The following is a 14,834-nucleotide window of genomic DNA, read 5'->3' on the forward strand; positions in this document are numbered from 1 at the left end:
CTTTACTCTACCTCACTTCCTGTTTCTTCTACTCCTTCAGATGATGTGTTTGAATTATCTATTGTCTCTTCTGCTATGTCTTCTTCAGATACCTCTTCCGTTTGTTCTTCTGGTTCTGGATAATAGAGAGCCTCTATAATTTCCACTTGCATATCAATAAACTTCTTTGTATTCTCTGGACTTCCTCTATAAACCAGTGATAAGTGAGATTTAGAATCCGCCTCTAATTCTGCTAGAATATTACCTTGCTCTGGAGTTATTAGAAGCGTTACCGTTGATGGAAGTTCTCTTTCATCTTCTATTCCTTGTTCATTTGTATTAGCATCATATCCTGATGGGGCTGTTACAGAAATCACTTCTACATATTTAAGCTCTGCTGGGATAACTGTTGCCCCTTGCTTTTTATAATCAGGTGCAATAACAGATACAATATCTCCACTTTGTAGCTTTCCTGAAAGACCATTGGCAAAGGTCTTAATAGTAATGGACATTGCTTGTTTACTTCCATCTAGATTATATAAATAGGCATTTTCAGCTGCTGGTATCTCTGATAATTTTGTATTTAAGATATAATCCCCAATTCCTAAATCTGAAACTGCATACTTACCGATCACTGTTTCTTTAGTACGAATTACATTCTCAGGCAGATTAAATCCACCTACTTCTACTACTTGGACCATATCCTTTGTAATTTCATCACCTGATTTTATCTCCTTTGTCACACGGACAATTTCTGTCTTTTGACTGATCCCTTTATTAAATAATGGTGTAATACCAAAACATATAAGGAGTGACAATACGATACAAATCACTCCAACTACTGTTCTATTCTTTAAAAAACTCATAGTATATTCCCTCCTAATTTATAAAATACATGATTAAAAAACCTATCCCTAAAAAGGGAGCAAGTGGCATAGATAGATCCTTTGCCACTTGCTTTTTTCTAATGATTGATGAAATTCTTATCATTATATAAAGTACTACCAACAAGGTAAGTCCTATTATTAATCCATAGATTCCTTTCCAAAATCCAAGGACGAAACCTGCGGAGGCAGTTAATTTTATATCTCCACCTCCAATACCATTTTCTCTCAGTATTGCTGCTATAAGAAAAGGTAAAGCGACAAATATTCCAGGTAGATTTTGAAAACTAAATTTTAGAAATCCTGTTAATACAAGGAGTACACAGACCGTGTCTGGAATTTCTCTTCTTTTAATATCCGTATAAGATGTTGCCAAAAGCAGAGAAGAAAAAAGCACCCCTTGTAGGATGCTTCTAGCCTGCATAGTTAAACATTGCTTTGATTCGCTCTTCTAATGTCGGCATTACTACTTCACCGAATAATGCATACAGACCTGCAAGGAGCAATGCTCCTAAAACCACGGCAACAAGGATTTTTACAGCTGTATCAATATATCCTTCTCCACGGTTATTGTTAATTGCTACCTTTACTGCAATAGCCTTTCTTGTTATAAATTCATTTGCTTTTCTTAAGATATTTTTCATCCTGTTTTCCTCCATTATTTTTTAATTTTCTTGGTTTATAATTTTTAAATACTCATATTCATATCTTGTGTCTGACTCTTTCCTTCAAAATCAATTTCTTTAAATCCAAAACGATCTACATAGTAAAACTCACTGCCATTGCCATCATATAGCTCAACTACATCTGACATTGACAGTGAGTGTCCAGTAAATCCACGAGGATGATTTAGATTAAACTTTGAATAGATAGATTCTAAATCATTTGTTTCTATTTCTCCTTCATATACAAGCTCATAGTTATTTTTATCTGGCTCTCCAAAGTTTTCTTTAAGTTCTTCATATCCTATAAACTTACATTCAGGACTTATATCAGCTCTTAGCTGCCAGATACGACAGTCCTTAAGAGGTATTGATATTTCATTATTAATAAGGAGTACACCTTCTTTTGAAAGTCTTTCAAATACACCCTCTGTCCATTTCGCTCTAAGCTTACGGTTACTAAGCCACTGGCTGAATTCTTCATTTTGAAATATAGGATCTACTATTGCAGTATCATCTTCTACATACCCTGAAGGATTTCCATAATAAAATATACAGCCATTTTTTAGTTCAATTCCTGTCATGATTAACCTCCCATCATTTAATCTCCATAGACAATATCCTCCATCATAATCCTTTCTTCTAATTCTCTAATGCAGATACCTGACATCTCAAAGATATCAATAACAAACTTTGGTACATCGGCTATGTCATAGTCATAATCTGCCTGCATCACTATGATTTCACCACTGTCTTCTTCTGTACAAGCACAAAGTTTTGCATCCTTTGGAATACCAGCTTCTTCAAGGAGATAATCAGGAACGATAATCTCATCATATTCTTCAAATCTATCGCAGTAGGAGCAATCATGACATCTTCCACAAATCCCTGCTAGGTGAACAATTAACTCTTCTGAGAGATTTTTAAGTCCTTCAGCTACCTTTATAAGCTCCATTGCATTCATTGTTGTTTTCATGGCAACAATAGCATTCTCTAAAGTGTTAAATTCAATTTCATCACAACCTGTAAGGTCTGCTGCATTAAGTATTTCATCTGATAAACTAATATTGTTGTCTAAACATTCTTTAATCATTTTCATTATAAATTCCTCCTTGTTTTCCTAGTCCATTTTTCATTTCAAATAAATTAATTTGTGATGGAGAATTTATCTCCCTTTCGTGCATATCATAATTTGCCACCAGTATTTCAGGAAACTTGGCACCATTATCATAGCGCTGTTTAATATTATTGATACGGGTGTAGCTTTCAATCTGGATGTTTGGTGCATCGTATAGCTCTCTAATAAAAGAACAGTCATTGTAGGAAAGCAAGAACTTTCCCTCAATGCCCATCAGGGTATCTCGGAGTCTTATATGATCTTCTTTCTTAAATCCATCTTCCCCAACATTTTTATAATACTTTTCTGTTTCAAAATACGGTGGATCTGCATAGAAAAAGCTGACAGGGCGGTCATACTGCCTTATCAGCTTTTCAAAATCTTTATTTTCAACCACTACTTTGCTAAGTCTTCTATGTGCCTGCTCAATTAAAGGAAAGTTACTCCACATATCATGGGGTTGACTCCCGTAGCTAGTAAGTCCAGATGCATAGCTATAGCGAATCAATTGATAAAAATATGAGGCTCTTATTACATCACTTTTAGGACTGTCTCTTGCAAGTGCCTCCTTTACTATGTTGAAATCCTCACGGGAGTTTAACACAAAATATAGTGCATCTATTAACTCGTTTGGTTTCTCCCTTACACAGCGATAGAGATTGGTTAAGAGTCCATTAAAATCGTTATATACTTCAAAATCATTGCCCGGTGGCTTATGAAATAGTACCCAGCCTCCGCCTCCAAACACTTCTATATATCGTTCATAATATAAGGGAAAGAGAGATACTATTAATTCTCTTAAAGATTTCTTGCCACCTATCCAGCTCATAAAACTATTAATACTTCATCACCTCTCTCTTACCTCTTTATCAAGGACTAATCTTAATTGTCCGTTTGTATCTGGAAAATGCTCTAAAGCTTTGGCTAGTCCTCTCTTTGCTTTCGCAATTTCTCTAATTCGACTTGTCATCTGTCCAATACTTGCAAGTAGTTCCTTTCTGTCTGAAGCATAAAAATATCCTTCATCACCACTGCATATGGGGTTGCCATCATTTCTTAATTGATTGACTAGTTTCCTAACAGTTCTTGAACTGATACAGAATCTACTTTGCAGATATGCACTGGGAACTGCCTTAGAGATTCCTGTATGATACTCTTTTATATAAATTAAAAAATCATGTTCCACCTCCTCGCCTCCTTTCTCATTCCATGTTTCATAACACTGTGGATATGATTGTTTTTGGGCAACAAAAAAGGCCGACTGCTATGCTGTAATTTACAGCAAACAATCGGCCTTATCTGTCTTTAGATATTAAAAAAACACGGATATCTTCCGTGCTAGCTTAGTACACCAAGTTCTCTTTTATTTTATAAACTTATTCCTCCCATACCTTGTGATTGCTCTTTGGACGGCTCATCTGACTCTTTCATCTCTTCTTCCTGTGGACGAGATAGCACTTTGAAATTATCTTCCCCAGGAATAAGACCAAGACCTCTGCCATTATCCCATTTCATGTGTATAGTTCCAATATCATCTACCCCTATTACTGTTCCCTTTACACCTTTTTCAACACCTTGCACATCATCCATTGCCTGAATTAATTCAATTCTTGTGCCTACAGGATAGCTGTTCTTAATTCTTTCTACTTGATTTCTATTATTCAAATTTCATACCTCCCATTTTTTGATTTTCTTCTATACCCATTTCCTCAGCTGTCTTAATAAACCAGTTATCACTATTCCAAAAGCTAACATAAATATCTCCCATATCTGTACTAATTTCTCTCTGCTCAAACCCCTCTGACCAGCCATCTGATGCCTGTCCAGTTATAATATCTTTGATCTTTTCAAGTTCCTTTGGAGTCAATTCATCATTTAAAGTAAGAACAGCTACCCCCATTAACTCTCCTTCAATAAGTTCAACAGTAAATACATACTTTGAAACTTTTGCATTGACACTATCGTGGTCATCATAATATCTCATCAGACCTCTTTGTTCTTCTTCTGGAAGTTTATCACCTTCTATTGCCTTCAGGATTATATCTAGATACTTGGTTGCTTCAGCATTTGAAATTTCCTGTGGTTCATTTGCATATTCTTTATAACCATATTCATTTTCTATATCATAGGTAGTTATTTCAAGAGGCATATACAGTTTTAATATTTTTTGTTCTTCTTGTTCAGAAAATACCAATCCAAGATTTTCAAATAATAAATTTGCAAGCTTTTGATTGTATCCATGGTAAGTGATATATCCTTTCTCTGAAAATGCTCCATCTTCCTGTGCCATTTTCTCTCTGCCGTATCTTTTAAAATCAATGTATTCTTCAAGATTAGAATCATATTCAAAATGTCCTGAGTCACAAATCATATATCTTCCATAGCTTTCTACGCTATGAATACCATCAAATAATTCAAATTCATACATAGAATCTGCTAGTGCAAAGATTTCATCAACAGTACGAGGTTTCACATAGTCAATAAGTTTTTCAAAATATTCTATATCGTGGCTGCCTATTTCTTTAAAGTACTCTGCTAATTTATTTAAGGTATCTATCTTAATTAATGGTGTTGCATCAGTAGAAATAATATCTAATACTTCTTTAGAGAAATTGTCATCTATAATTGTAACTTCACATTCATGTAAGTAAGGTGTTTCTAATCTCATAAGTGCCTTTTCAATTTCAACATCAGAACAAGGAAGATAGATAAATTCATTTGCACCTTTTGCAGTCAGCTGTATTGTTGCTACAGTTTCTTTCCAATGATATAGGGGAAACTGCTTTCCATTATATATTTGCTCTTGTTCATTGATATTTTTATATAAGACTCCATAAGGAGTAATTCTAAAATTAGGATTGTTTTTTATTATCTCCATTGCAAAGGTTTCACCATCAAGTTCATCTAATTCTTTTACTGCTACTGCTTGCTTTTCTGATAGATATAAATCTTTTCCTATAGTTTCTAGATTATTAAAGTCACTTACAAGGCTATAGCAATGAGTATTAAAGCTTAGATTGATTAACTCTGCTATTGCTTTAGGATTTTCTGCAAAGGCTGAAGCAAAAAATACTTTTCTTTCCTTTGTATCGAAACTATCCATCCTCTTAAATAAGAAATTTAATTCATCGATATTACACTCTTTACCTTTTAAAACTTCATTCATATCTGAATCATAGACCACTCCATCAATATAACAGTTGGGAGCAGTTGAAAGTTCAAGCTCCAGCTGATTATATACATTGGATATTTCATTTTCCTCATAAGGAAAATTAAACATAATTGACTCATCTTCTTTTCTGTCGATTCTTTTTAATCTAATTAGCATATCTCTCCTCCATCCTATTTTTCAATTGAAAATACATCTGCACCATATTTTGCAATTAACGATGCGTTGATTATTATCTTAAATGCAGTATCATCAATAAGTTCTTTATCTGCTATCTCACTGATTCTTATATATTCTTTTCCTGTCGATATAGTTTTTGCTGTTTGGTAAAGGGCATAGCCTTCTGTACTGATTTGTCTAAGATGTATATTTGAAAAATCAAAGCCATTTAAGCAGACTGCATGCTCCGAGATATTCCATAATACTTCATCAGCGGTTAGGAGAAATATTACTGCAAGATGGCTTGGTGATCCATCCTCTATATCAATATCTTGTTTCTGAATTAAATGAAAGAATCTTTCCTTATGGTTATGATTTAAAAATAGTTGACCTGTAAATTTGCTGCTAAGTAATTTCAATCTGTTTTTAAGAACATAATTTTTTATTCTTCCAAAGCAATCTTTTATCAGATCTGAATATTTAATTTCATCTGCCTCTATTTTTTCTTTGAAACAAAAACAATCATTAGGATTACTTCTGCTTTCAACCTTTGCTATACACCTATTACAAATATACATCCCTCCTTCACAATTAAAATGATTATTAATGACTATTCCACCTCTTCTTTGAGGAAAATTAGGTGCCAGCATCATCAGCTGCTCTATCCCTCCTAGTGATGTACCATACATAAAATATCTTGACATTGTTCTCAGTCCTTTCTTTCTATTAGTTTTTGAAATAAAAAAGAGGCGAAGCCTATCGATCATAAGTTGACCGAAGACTTCGCCTCTTTGGGTTTCTATATTTAGTTTTATATTTATATAAAATAAAAGCACCAAGACTATTATCCTAGTGCGTTTATAGTTTTCTATTTTGTTGTTTGAATAAAGGGACTCTCATTTGCAGTTTTTAATACTTTTTGCTTAGATGTCTATAAATAATAATTCCAACTATATACTGAAATACTGTCAGTCCACTTAGATATATAACAATCATTTCACTATTATCTATTATTTCTAAACTTCCAAGTATAGAAAACACAACTACTGAAATAGATAGGACAATTAATCCTAAGATATAAGCATATCTACCTGACTTATCTCTTAATTTTTCCTTTCTTTCATCTTTCAATTCAATATCTTCATTTTGTGTTTTTTCCTTATATTTATCTTTATTTTCTGGTCTTGTCCAATAGTAATATTTCCACAATACAACTGAGCCAAAAAGGATCCCAGTAGTTGCAAATCCACTTAATATGCTATTTAGTTTTGTTTCAAATAACAATATAAAAACTAGACATAATATACCAATTATCAAATATCCCAATCCAATTATAAAATTATTCTTCTTCATTCTTATTTCCCCCTTCATAGATAAAAACGTCTTCAATTGCTTTTTCAAAATAATCAGAGATAACAAAGGCTAATTCTAGCGACGGATTATATTTTCCTGTCTCAATAGAGCTAACAGTTTGTCTTGAAACAAGAATCGCTTTAGCGAATTCTTCTTGGCTCAATCCCTTCTCCTTACGTAGCATTTCTACTTTGTTTTTCAAGCAACAACACCCTCCTTTTATTTTGACAAGTTTCCTTTACATATAATGTACCACGTATTTATACCCTTGTCAAGGTTCCTTTACAATATTGTGGTAAGAAAAGCCTAAACACATCTATCATAAGATTGAAAAAGACTTGCATTTTTGTGTTTATGTATTTAGTTTTAATTTTGTATAAAACAAAAGCACCAAGATATTTACACCTTGATGCTCTAAAAACCTTTATCTCTATTTAGATAATGTCATAATAAAATATTTATGTTTTTTATAGCTTATATTTTCTGTGCAACTATTAAAAACCTATGTTCAGTCCCTTGAATAACACCATCTGTCTCTAGCTTTTTTTGGAATTTACATAGATTTTCAAAACAAGTATCGACTGAAAATCCAGGAAATTCCCACTCAATTATTTTTGCGAAATATACCAACGCACCTACATCATAAAAATAGATTGGGGTAAATACTTCTTCCGATCTTAGTATTTCAAAACCATATTTCTTCAACTCAGTAACACTATTATTCAATGTATGGTTTGGAAATTGCGGTTGGAAATTATCTATTAGTATACTTGATAAATCACAATCATTTTTACCGCCAACTTGTTGCGTAATAAAAAAACCATCTTTTTTTAATAAGCGACTCACTTCATAAGCATCAAACGATTCATGACGGTTAATTATTATATCAAAGCAATTATTCTCATAGGGCAATTTATCATCTTCATATACTTGTCTGACCGTTATACCAAGTGGTTCAAGGTTTTCTACACATATTTTTACATTTGGTGGATAAGCCTCAGTAACAGAAGTCAAGGCATATGGATGTTCAAGCGTTAGCACAAATTCTCCACCTCCAGTTCCCATATCCAAAATCTTATCAGTCTCTTTAAGAAATGATAAAACAATTGAACGATAATCCCAAGGTAAATCCTCACTATCCCATCTATCAGTAATATATGAAAAATCCCATCCCTTGAACGCATGTGTTTCTTCAGATTTCCACTTACTTTTTAACTCTTTTAAATTCATTATAACTACTCCTTTTATTTAGTATAAGCCGATAAACGGTGCAGTTAACTGATAACAAATTTATTTATCCTCGGCACAATCTGCTATCAGATTATACTAACTGCCCCGAGCAATTAATTCGTTTTATTCTCAAGACGAGTTCACCCCTTTCAAAGATTATTTTAATTTTCCCCGAATCGGAAAAACATTTTTTATGTTATTCAACCTTCATTTACCTATTTTTATTCTGTCATCACTCAAATTATCCAATGTCATCTATAAATCACACCAAAAATGGAGGTCAAAAAACGGTGTTTTTTTGCTCTTTTTTTGCTCCAAAACCGTCCTCAAACCACTATATGTTGTGGTCGATAGGTCTTATTTCCCCTCCGAACCACAATACGTCATCAGAATTATACTCTCAACGTGCCCAGTCATAGGAAACATATCTACTGCTTCTGCTTTTTCTGCTTTATAGCCTTTGTTTTTGAAGGTTTTTAGATCCCTTGCTAGGGTTTCTGGGTTGCATGAGATGTAGACTACGGTTTTGGGGCTTAGTTTTGCCACGGCGTTTATGAATTCTTCTGTGCTGCCGCTGCGTGGTGGATCCATCATGACTACGTGGACGGTTTCACCTTTACTTGCCATGTTCATCATGAATTCTGTGGCATCAGCGTTGTAAAAGCGAGTGTTTTTGATGTCATTTATCTTTGCATTGGTGATGGCATCTTTTACTGCATCTGGGTTTAGCTCTACTCCTATGACCTGCTTTGCTGTTTTTGCTGCTATAAGCCCTATGGTGCCCGTGCCACAGTATGCATCTATTACGGTTTCTCGGCCTGTTAGGTTGGCAAATTCTATGGCTTTATTGTAGAGTATTTCCGTTTGCACTGGGTTTACTTGATAGAAAGATTTTGGTGATATTCTAAAGGTTCTGCCACACAATGAATCGGTGATGTAGCCTTTTCCGTATAAGACTTCTTCTCTATCGCCTAACACCATGCTAGTCTTTTTGTTGTTCACATTGGCAACTATGGTGGTGATGGATGGATGTAGCTTTAATAGCTCTTTTATGAAGTTCTTCTTTGATGGAAATACTATGCTGGATATGACTAGTACAACCATGATTTCTCCTGTGTGGAAACCTTTCCTTATGAGGACATGACGCAAAAATCCATCTTTTGTATCCTCATTGTAGGGTTTCATTTTGAAGGATTTCATCATTTTCCTTATGGATACAATAATTTCATCTGCCTCTTTGTCTTCTATGCAACAGGAATCCACAGGCACCACCTTATGGGTTCCCTCTTCATATACTCCTGATATTATGTTGTTAAATTTGTCTTCAGTAAACACGGCGTGGACTTTATTTCTATAGTTAAATGGTGATTCCATGCCTATGATTGACTCCACTGTAAATAAGCCATTTAACAGTTTTGAAACATTATCATGCTTCATCTTTAATTGCTCTTCATAGGGCATATCTAGAAGCTGACATCCACCACAGCGATGTGAAACCTTGCAAAGCTTACTAGGGTTGCTTGGGTTAATATCTTTAGGATTAGTTGTCCTCATATTTTTCATTGGCTTAATTGGTTTTATTGCTTTCATTGGTTCTTTGGACGAAGATTTATTATCCGCTTTAGTATGTTTATTCTCTTTGGACCAGTATTCACTATCTGATTTTTTATATTTACCTGTATTTCTTGAGTTTTTTCTGTTACTGTTAGGATTTTTTTTGCTACTATTCAATTTTTACCTCACTCCAATTGTCTTAATTCTATGTTATACTATTTGCAATTTATATTTTTGATATTTGTGGGGCTCATTCTATATGTACAAGCATGTTACAATACTGTGATACAAAAACAGACCAGCGGTTTTAACTGATCTGTTTTTCATACGTTATTTAAAACAACGTCTATATAGTCTTGTTCTGATGGTGAAATTGCGTTCATGCATTAATCTTGGTGTAAAAGTTCTATTGGAACTTACCGCAGCAGTTTTTGTATTTTTTGCCGCTACCACATGGACATGCATCATTTCTGCCCACAGCTTTTTCTTTCCTGATTGGTTCTTGCTTTGCATCATCATCGCCATGGGAAGTGTTGGTTACTGTGGCCACTCTCTGTCTTTCCATGTTTTCATGGACAGTTACATGGAATAAATACTTTATAGTATCTACTTTTATGTTCCAAACCATTTCAGAGAACATTTCATTTCCTTCAAATTGATACTCCTGCACTGGGTCCTGCTGTCTGTAAGCACGAAGTCCCATACCTTGTTTTAAGTGGTCCATGTTGTCGATATGGTCCATCCATTTTGTATCAACCATTCTTAAAAGTATGATTCTCTCGATTTCCTTAATGTTGTCTGGGTCCCCTAGGTCTTTTTGCTTTTCTTCGTATAGTTCCATGGCAATTTCGTATAGCTCTTTTTTGATTTCCTCAGAGCCTAGAGCCGAAACGTCTGCTACTGCAATTTTGCCCTTTGGTAGGAATATGTCCTCAAGGTAGGCTATAAGTTTGTGCAATCCATCTTCGTAGTTGTCATCGTCTCCACTAGCAACGTGTGAATCTACAGCTTTGTCTATTATATCCTTTATCATGCTCTTTATCTGTTCAGTTAAGTCCTGACCTTCAAGAACTTCATTTCTCTGCTTGTAGATTATTAATCTTTGTTGGTTCATAACGTCATCATACTGAAGTACATTCTTTCTAGTATCGAAGTTATTGCCCTCTACTTTTTTCTGAGCACTTTCTATGGTATTGGAGATCATCTTGCTTTCAATAGCATCATCTCCAAGGCCAAGCTTTCCTACTACAGTTTGAAGCTTCTCTGAACCGAAGATTCTCATTAAATCATCCTCAAGGGATATGTAGAATCTTGATTCTCCAAGGTCTCCTTGACGTCCTGAACGTCCTCTAAGCTGGTTGTCTATACGCCTTGATTCATGTCTCTCTGTTCCTATTACTTTAAGGCCGCCTAATTCCTGCACCTCTGGGGAAAGTTTAATGTCTGTACCACGTCCTGCCATGTTGGTAGCTATGGTAACCATGCCTTTTTCTCCAGCATGTGATATGATATCTGCTTCCTTTTCATGGTATTTAGCATTCAATACCTGGTGGGGAATGCCCTTTTTCTTTAACAATTTAGACAATATCTCTGATTTTTCTATACTTACTGTACCCACAAGAACTGGAATGCCTTTCTCATGAGTCTCTTTAATTTCTTCAACGATGGCTTTGTACTTTGCATCTACAGTTCTATAAACAAGATCTGGAAAATCTTTTCTTTGAACTGGCTTGTTGGTAGGTATTTCTATTACGTCTAAACCGTATATTTCTCGGAATTCAAGTTCCTCAGTTTTAGCCGTACCGGTCATACCAGCAAGTTTCTTGTACATTCTGAACAAATTCTGGAAGGTAATAGTGGCAAGGGTTTTTGATTCCTTTTTTACTTCAACGCCTTCCTTTGCCTCGATGGCTTGGTGAAGACCGTCACTGTATCTTCTTCCTTCCATCATTCTTCCTGTGAATTCATCAACGATGACGATTTCGCCCTCTTTTACCATATAGTCTATATCTTTTTTCATATTGTAGTTTGCTTTTAGAGCTTGAACTATATGATGTTGAATTGTCATGTTGTCTGGGTCTGAGAAGTTTTCTAATCTAAAATATGATTCTGCCTTTTTTATTCCACTCTCTGTAAGTATAACAGAGCTAACTTTTTCGTCTAACTCATAATCTTCAGACGACAGATTTTTCACGAAGAAATCCGCTACTCTGTACAGTTCTGTAGACTTATCGCCTTCACCTGATATTATAAGAGGGGTTCTCGCTTCGTCTATAAGAACTGAGTCCACCTCGTCTACGATACAGTAGTTTAATCCTCTCTGTACCTTTTCTTCTTGGTAAATCACCATGTTGTCTTTTAAGTAGTCAAATCCAAATTCGTTGTTTGTACCGTAAGTTACGTCACAAGCGTAAGCATTTTTTCTTTCATCTGGTGTTAGACCGTGAAGAATAACTCCAACTGTAAGACCAAGGAATCTGTGTATCTCTCCCATCCACTCACTATCTCTTTTTGCAAGATAATCGTTTACTGTGATTACATGGACACCGTTTCCAGTCAATGCGTTTAAGTACGTTGGAAGGGTTGCAACCAATGTTTTTCCTTCACCAGTTTTCATTTCTGCAATTCTACCTTGGTGGAGTACGATACCACCTATTAGCTGAACTCTAAAGTGTTTCATGTTAAGTACTCTAGCGCCAGCTTCTCTTACTACTGCAAATGCTTCTGGCAATATATCATCAAGGGTTTCACCCTTTGCCAGTCTTTCTCTAAACTCATCAGTTTTTGCTTTTAGTTCTTCATCACTCAATGCTTGCATTTTCTCATCTAGTGCTTCAATTTTTTCAACTAAAGGCATTATTTTTTTTACCTGATGTTCACTATAAGAACCAAAAATTTTCTCAAAGAGCTTCATATTTTAACCCTCACATTTCTTCTATAACTTATATAAATTCTGTTTAAATAAGTGCAATTCATTTTAGTTTCACAAAATCAATGAAATCAGCCTATAATGGTTTATTATAACATTGAATAACCCAGTATTCAACGTTATAAATAAAGTTTTGCCTATAAACTGTGTTTTTAACGAAAGTAGCCCTAAAAAATATGGGACATTAGGAAATTTTCTTCCTAATGTCCCATATAAAATTAAAAAAGGAGATTGTTACTATTCTAAATCCGGTTCTATCAAACCGTAATGTCCGTCTTTTCTCTTATATACTACATTTACTTCTGAAGAATCTGCGTCCATGTATACAAAGAAGTTATGTCCTAATAATTCCATCTGCAACACTGCTTCTTCTGCCATCATAGGCTTCATTGCAAATCTCTTAGTTCTAACTATTTTAGATTCCTCTTCTCCTTGAGACGAGTATTCTGGTATTGCTCCAAAATCCAGGAATTCTGAGTGAAGCTTTCTCTGTAGTTTCGTCTTCTGTTTTCTTATCTGACGTTCAAGTTTATCGATAATCAAATCAATGGATTTGTACATATCATCGTTTGCTTCTTCTGATCTCAACATTCCACCACTAAATGGTATGGTAACTTCTACTTTGTGTATTCCCTTTTGGACTTCCATGGCTACAGTAGCAGCAACTTCTTCTTTAAAATATTTGTCCAGTTTACACAATTTTTTATCAACTGCTTCTCTTAGGCCTTCAGTTATTTCGATATTTTTACCAACTAATTTTATTTTCATAATACTTGCCTCCTCTTTATTAAGAGTAATATTTGTATTAAATATTTAAATATATTATAATAGCAATTTAATATATAAACAAGAGCAATTTTCTAAATTCATTTAATTTTAGGCATAATCACGTAAAGTTATGTTAAATTTACTCTGTTAATTGTATATTTGATGTTAAGTGCGGTAGATGCAAAGACTCACGCTATGTGATATAATATAATATTGTGGGGATGTGAATACTCAAGTTTTAGTATAGATGAATTTTTCTCTTTTTAAGAGGATTTTGCTATGGCTATAGCGATTACTTCTTTTGCTCCGCTGTCTAAAAGTGTATTGGCACAATTCCATAGAGTGGCTCCAGTGGTGATTACGTCATCCACTACAAGAATGGTTTTACCCTTTATCTCTTTTTCCCTGCCACAGAATTTAAAAGAACCCACCATGTTTTTATTTCTTTCAACAAAGTCTAGACCAATTTGATCTTTTGTTTCCTTTACTTTTGTCATCAGGCTTGAAAGCGGTTTTCTCAAATAACTGCATGTGTATTTTGCTAATACCTTACTTTGATTGTAGCCCCTTTTCTTTTTTCTCTTATTTGTGGACGGAACAAAGGTCACCATATCTACATGGATTTTTTCTTTTTCTATTTTCTTATACATTATTTCTCCAAAGTACTGTGCTACAATGAAGTCGCCTCTGTACTTCAAGTTTCCAATAAGATAGGATACTTCCTTGGAATACACTTCACAAATCAAACATTTAAGTTTGAGATGGCTGAATTCCTCTTTTTTTACCTTTAAGGTGATGACGTCGTCTAAGTGGCGTATCTTTCTCTCACACCAGGAACACACCAGCCCTTGGCTGTTCATGTATTTATCGCAGACAATACACTTTTGCTCTCGAAAAAAAACCAGACTCTCTAGCTGATCCTTTACATAACTTAAGACGCCCAAAACTTTTCCCTTCCTTCAGAAAATATAGCTACTATTTAAGTTATATCCCTTTTGAAGAAATTTATTCACGCAAAATAATTTAACTT

17 protein-coding genes are annotated in these 14,834 nt (G+C 34.5%); all 17 read right to left on the reverse strand.

The features are described from left to right. Nucleotides 1–2: 2 nt before the first annotated feature. The 17 genes from cpaB to BUA73_RS04260 all read right to left on the reverse strand — a co-directional run bounded on the left by cpaB (nucleotide 3) and on the right by BUA73_RS04260 (nucleotide 14,748). A complete protein-coding gene (cpaB, locus tag BUA73_RS04180) occupies nucleotides 3–845 on the reverse strand; it encodes a Flp pilus assembly protein CpaB (RefSeq protein WP_072902703.1) in 843 nt (280 codons plus the stop codon). A gap of 13 nt (nucleotides 846–858) precedes the next feature. Further along, nucleotides 859–1,287 (reverse strand): prepilin peptidase, encoded by a 429-nt coding sequence (locus BUA73_RS04185; protein WP_072902705.1) that lies wholly within the window; start codon nucleotides 1,285–1,287, stop codon nucleotides 859–861. After that, nucleotides 1,277–1,507, reverse strand: coding sequence for a DUF6133 family protein (locus tag BUA73_RS04190; RefSeq protein ID WP_072902707.1), 231 nt, complete (start codon nucleotides 1,505–1,507; stop codon nucleotides 1,277–1,279). Before BUA73_RS04190 ends, BUA73_RS04185 begins: the two co-directional genes overlap by 11 nt. A 44-nt stretch (nucleotides 1,508–1,551) precedes the next feature. Continuing rightward, the gene (locus BUA73_RS04195; protein ID WP_072902710.1) at nucleotides 1,552–2,109 is read right to left on the reverse strand and encodes a YodL domain-containing protein; all 558 of its coding nucleotides are present in this window, start codon (nucleotides 2,107–2,109) and stop codon (nucleotides 1,552–1,554) included. 17 nt (nucleotides 2,110–2,126) lie between these two features. Then, on the reverse strand, nucleotides 2,127–2,624 hold the full coding sequence (locus BUA73_RS04200; protein WP_084672041.1) for a cytochrome P450 family protein: 498 nt from the start codon (nucleotides 2,622–2,624) through the stop codon (nucleotides 2,127–2,129). Next, nucleotides 2,611–3,471, reverse strand: coding sequence for a DNA adenine methylase (locus tag BUA73_RS04205; RefSeq protein WP_072902713.1), 861 nt, complete (start codon nucleotides 3,469–3,471; stop codon nucleotides 2,611–2,613). The genes BUA73_RS04200 and BUA73_RS04205 overlap by 14 nt, the downstream gene beginning before the upstream one ends. A gap of 18 nt (nucleotides 3,472–3,489) precedes the next feature. Beyond that, nucleotides 3,490–3,828, reverse strand: a complete 339-nt coding sequence (locus BUA73_RS04210) for a hypothetical protein (protein WP_072902715.1) — start codon at nucleotides 3,826–3,828, stop codon at nucleotides 3,490–3,492. Nucleotides 3,829–4,010: 182 nt separating this feature from the next. Further along, nucleotides 4,011–4,307: a DUF4314 domain-containing protein gene (locus BUA73_RS04215; protein WP_072902717.1), complete on the reverse strand. Its 297-nt coding sequence runs from the start codon at nucleotides 4,305–4,307 to the stop codon at nucleotides 4,011–4,013. Continuing rightward, nucleotides 4,300–5,970, reverse strand: coding sequence for an antirestriction protein ArdA (locus BUA73_RS04220; RefSeq protein WP_072902720.1), 1,671 nt, complete (start codon nucleotides 5,968–5,970; stop codon nucleotides 4,300–4,302). Before BUA73_RS04220 ends, BUA73_RS04215 begins: the two co-directional genes overlap by 8 nt. Nucleotides 5,971–5,984: 14 nt before the next feature. Next, a complete protein-coding gene (locus BUA73_RS04225; RefSeq protein ID WP_242942326.1) occupies nucleotides 5,985–6,623 on the reverse strand; it encodes a hypothetical protein in 639 nt (212 codons plus the stop codon). Nucleotides 6,624–6,879: 256 nt separating this feature from the next. Further along, on the reverse strand, nucleotides 6,880–7,323 hold the full coding sequence (locus BUA73_RS04230; RefSeq protein ID WP_072902722.1) for a DUF2178 domain-containing protein: 444 nt from the start codon (nucleotides 7,321–7,323) through the stop codon (nucleotides 6,880–6,882). Further along, nucleotides 7,310–7,525: a helix-turn-helix transcriptional regulator gene (locus BUA73_RS04235; RefSeq protein WP_072902724.1), complete on the reverse strand. Its 216-nt coding sequence runs from the start codon at nucleotides 7,523–7,525 to the stop codon at nucleotides 7,310–7,312. Before BUA73_RS04235 ends, BUA73_RS04230 begins: the two co-directional genes overlap by 14 nt. 272 nt (nucleotides 7,526–7,797) lie before the next feature. Further along, nucleotides 7,798–8,553, reverse strand: a complete 756-nt coding sequence (locus BUA73_RS04240) for a class I SAM-dependent methyltransferase (RefSeq protein ID WP_072902726.1) — start codon at nucleotides 8,551–8,553, stop codon at nucleotides 7,798–7,800. A gap of 357 nt (nucleotides 8,554–8,910) precedes the next feature. After that, nucleotides 8,911–10,284: a 23S rRNA (uracil(1939)-C(5))-methyltransferase RlmD gene (rlmD, locus tag BUA73_RS04245; RefSeq protein WP_242942327.1), complete on the reverse strand. Its 1,374-nt coding sequence runs from the start codon at nucleotides 10,282–10,284 to the stop codon at nucleotides 8,911–8,913. 229 nt (nucleotides 10,285–10,513) lie between these two features. Next, on the reverse strand, nucleotides 10,514–13,021 hold the full coding sequence (gene secA, locus BUA73_RS04250; protein ID WP_072902728.1) for a preprotein translocase subunit SecA: 2,508 nt from the start codon (nucleotides 13,019–13,021) through the stop codon (nucleotides 10,514–10,516). Between the two features lie 252 nt (nucleotides 13,022–13,273). After that, nucleotides 13,274–13,804 (reverse strand): ribosome hibernation-promoting factor, HPF/YfiA family, encoded by a 531-nt coding sequence (hpf, locus tag BUA73_RS04255; protein WP_072902730.1) that lies wholly within the window; start codon nucleotides 13,802–13,804, stop codon nucleotides 13,274–13,276. Between the two features lie 263 nt (nucleotides 13,805–14,067). Beyond that, a complete protein-coding gene (locus BUA73_RS04260; RefSeq protein ID WP_072902732.1) occupies nucleotides 14,068–14,748 on the reverse strand; it encodes a ComF family protein in 681 nt (226 codons plus the stop codon). Nucleotides 14,749–14,834: the final 86 nt, after the last annotated feature.

The sequence above is a fragment of the Hathewaya proteolytica DSM 3090 genome (genome assembly GCF_900142225.1).
In the GTDB taxonomy this organism is placed as follows: domain Bacteria; phylum Bacillota; class Clostridia; order Clostridiales; family Clostridiaceae; genus Hathewaya; species Hathewaya proteolytica.

What these genes read in the sequence shown, in the direction of transcription:
- BUA73_RS04225 (WP_242942326.1), bottom strand. Translation starts at nt 6,623, where the DNA reads ATGATGCTGGCACCTAATTTTCCTCAAAGAAGAGGTGGAATAGTCATT.
- BUA73_RS04220 (WP_072902720.1), bottom strand. Translation starts at nt 5,970, where the DNA reads ATGCTAATTAGATTAAAAAGAATCGACAGAAAAGAAGATGAGTCAATT.
- hpf (WP_072902730.1), bottom strand. Translation starts at nt 13,804, where the DNA reads ATGAAAATAAAATTAGTTGGTAAAAATATCGAAATAACTGAAGGCCTA.
- cpaB (WP_072902703.1), bottom strand. Translation starts at nt 845, where the DNA reads ATGAGTTTTTTAAAGAATAGAACAGTAGTTGGAGTGATTTGTATCGTA.
- BUA73_RS04195 (WP_072902710.1), bottom strand. Translation starts at nt 2,109, where the DNA reads ATGACAGGAATTGAACTAAAAAATGGCTGTATATTTTATTATGGAAAT.
- BUA73_RS04230 (WP_072902722.1), bottom strand. Translation starts at nt 7,323, where the DNA reads ATGAAGAAGAATAATTTTATAATTGGATTGGGATATTTGATAATTGGT.
- BUA73_RS04185 (WP_072902705.1), bottom strand. Translation starts at nt 1,287, where the DNA reads ATGCAGGCTAGAAGCATCCTACAAGGGGTGCTTTTTTCTTCTCTGCTT.
- BUA73_RS04190 (WP_072902707.1), bottom strand. Translation starts at nt 1,507, where the DNA reads ATGAAAAATATCTTAAGAAAAGCAAATGAATTTATAACAAGAAAGGCT.
- BUA73_RS04200 (WP_084672041.1), bottom strand. Translation starts at nt 2,624, where the DNA reads ATGAAAATGATTAAAGAATGTTTAGACAACAATATTAGTTTATCAGAT.
- secA (WP_072902728.1), bottom strand. Translation starts at nt 13,021, where the DNA reads ATGAAGCTCTTTGAGAAAATTTTTGGTTCTTATAGTGAACATCAGGTA.
- BUA73_RS04240 (WP_072902726.1), bottom strand. Translation starts at nt 8,553, where the DNA reads ATGAATTTAAAAGAGTTAAAAAGTAAGTGGAAATCTGAAGAAACACAT.
- BUA73_RS04205 (WP_072902713.1), bottom strand. Translation starts at nt 3,471, where the DNA reads ATGAGCTGGATAGGTGGCAAGAAATCTTTAAGAGAATTAATAGTATCT.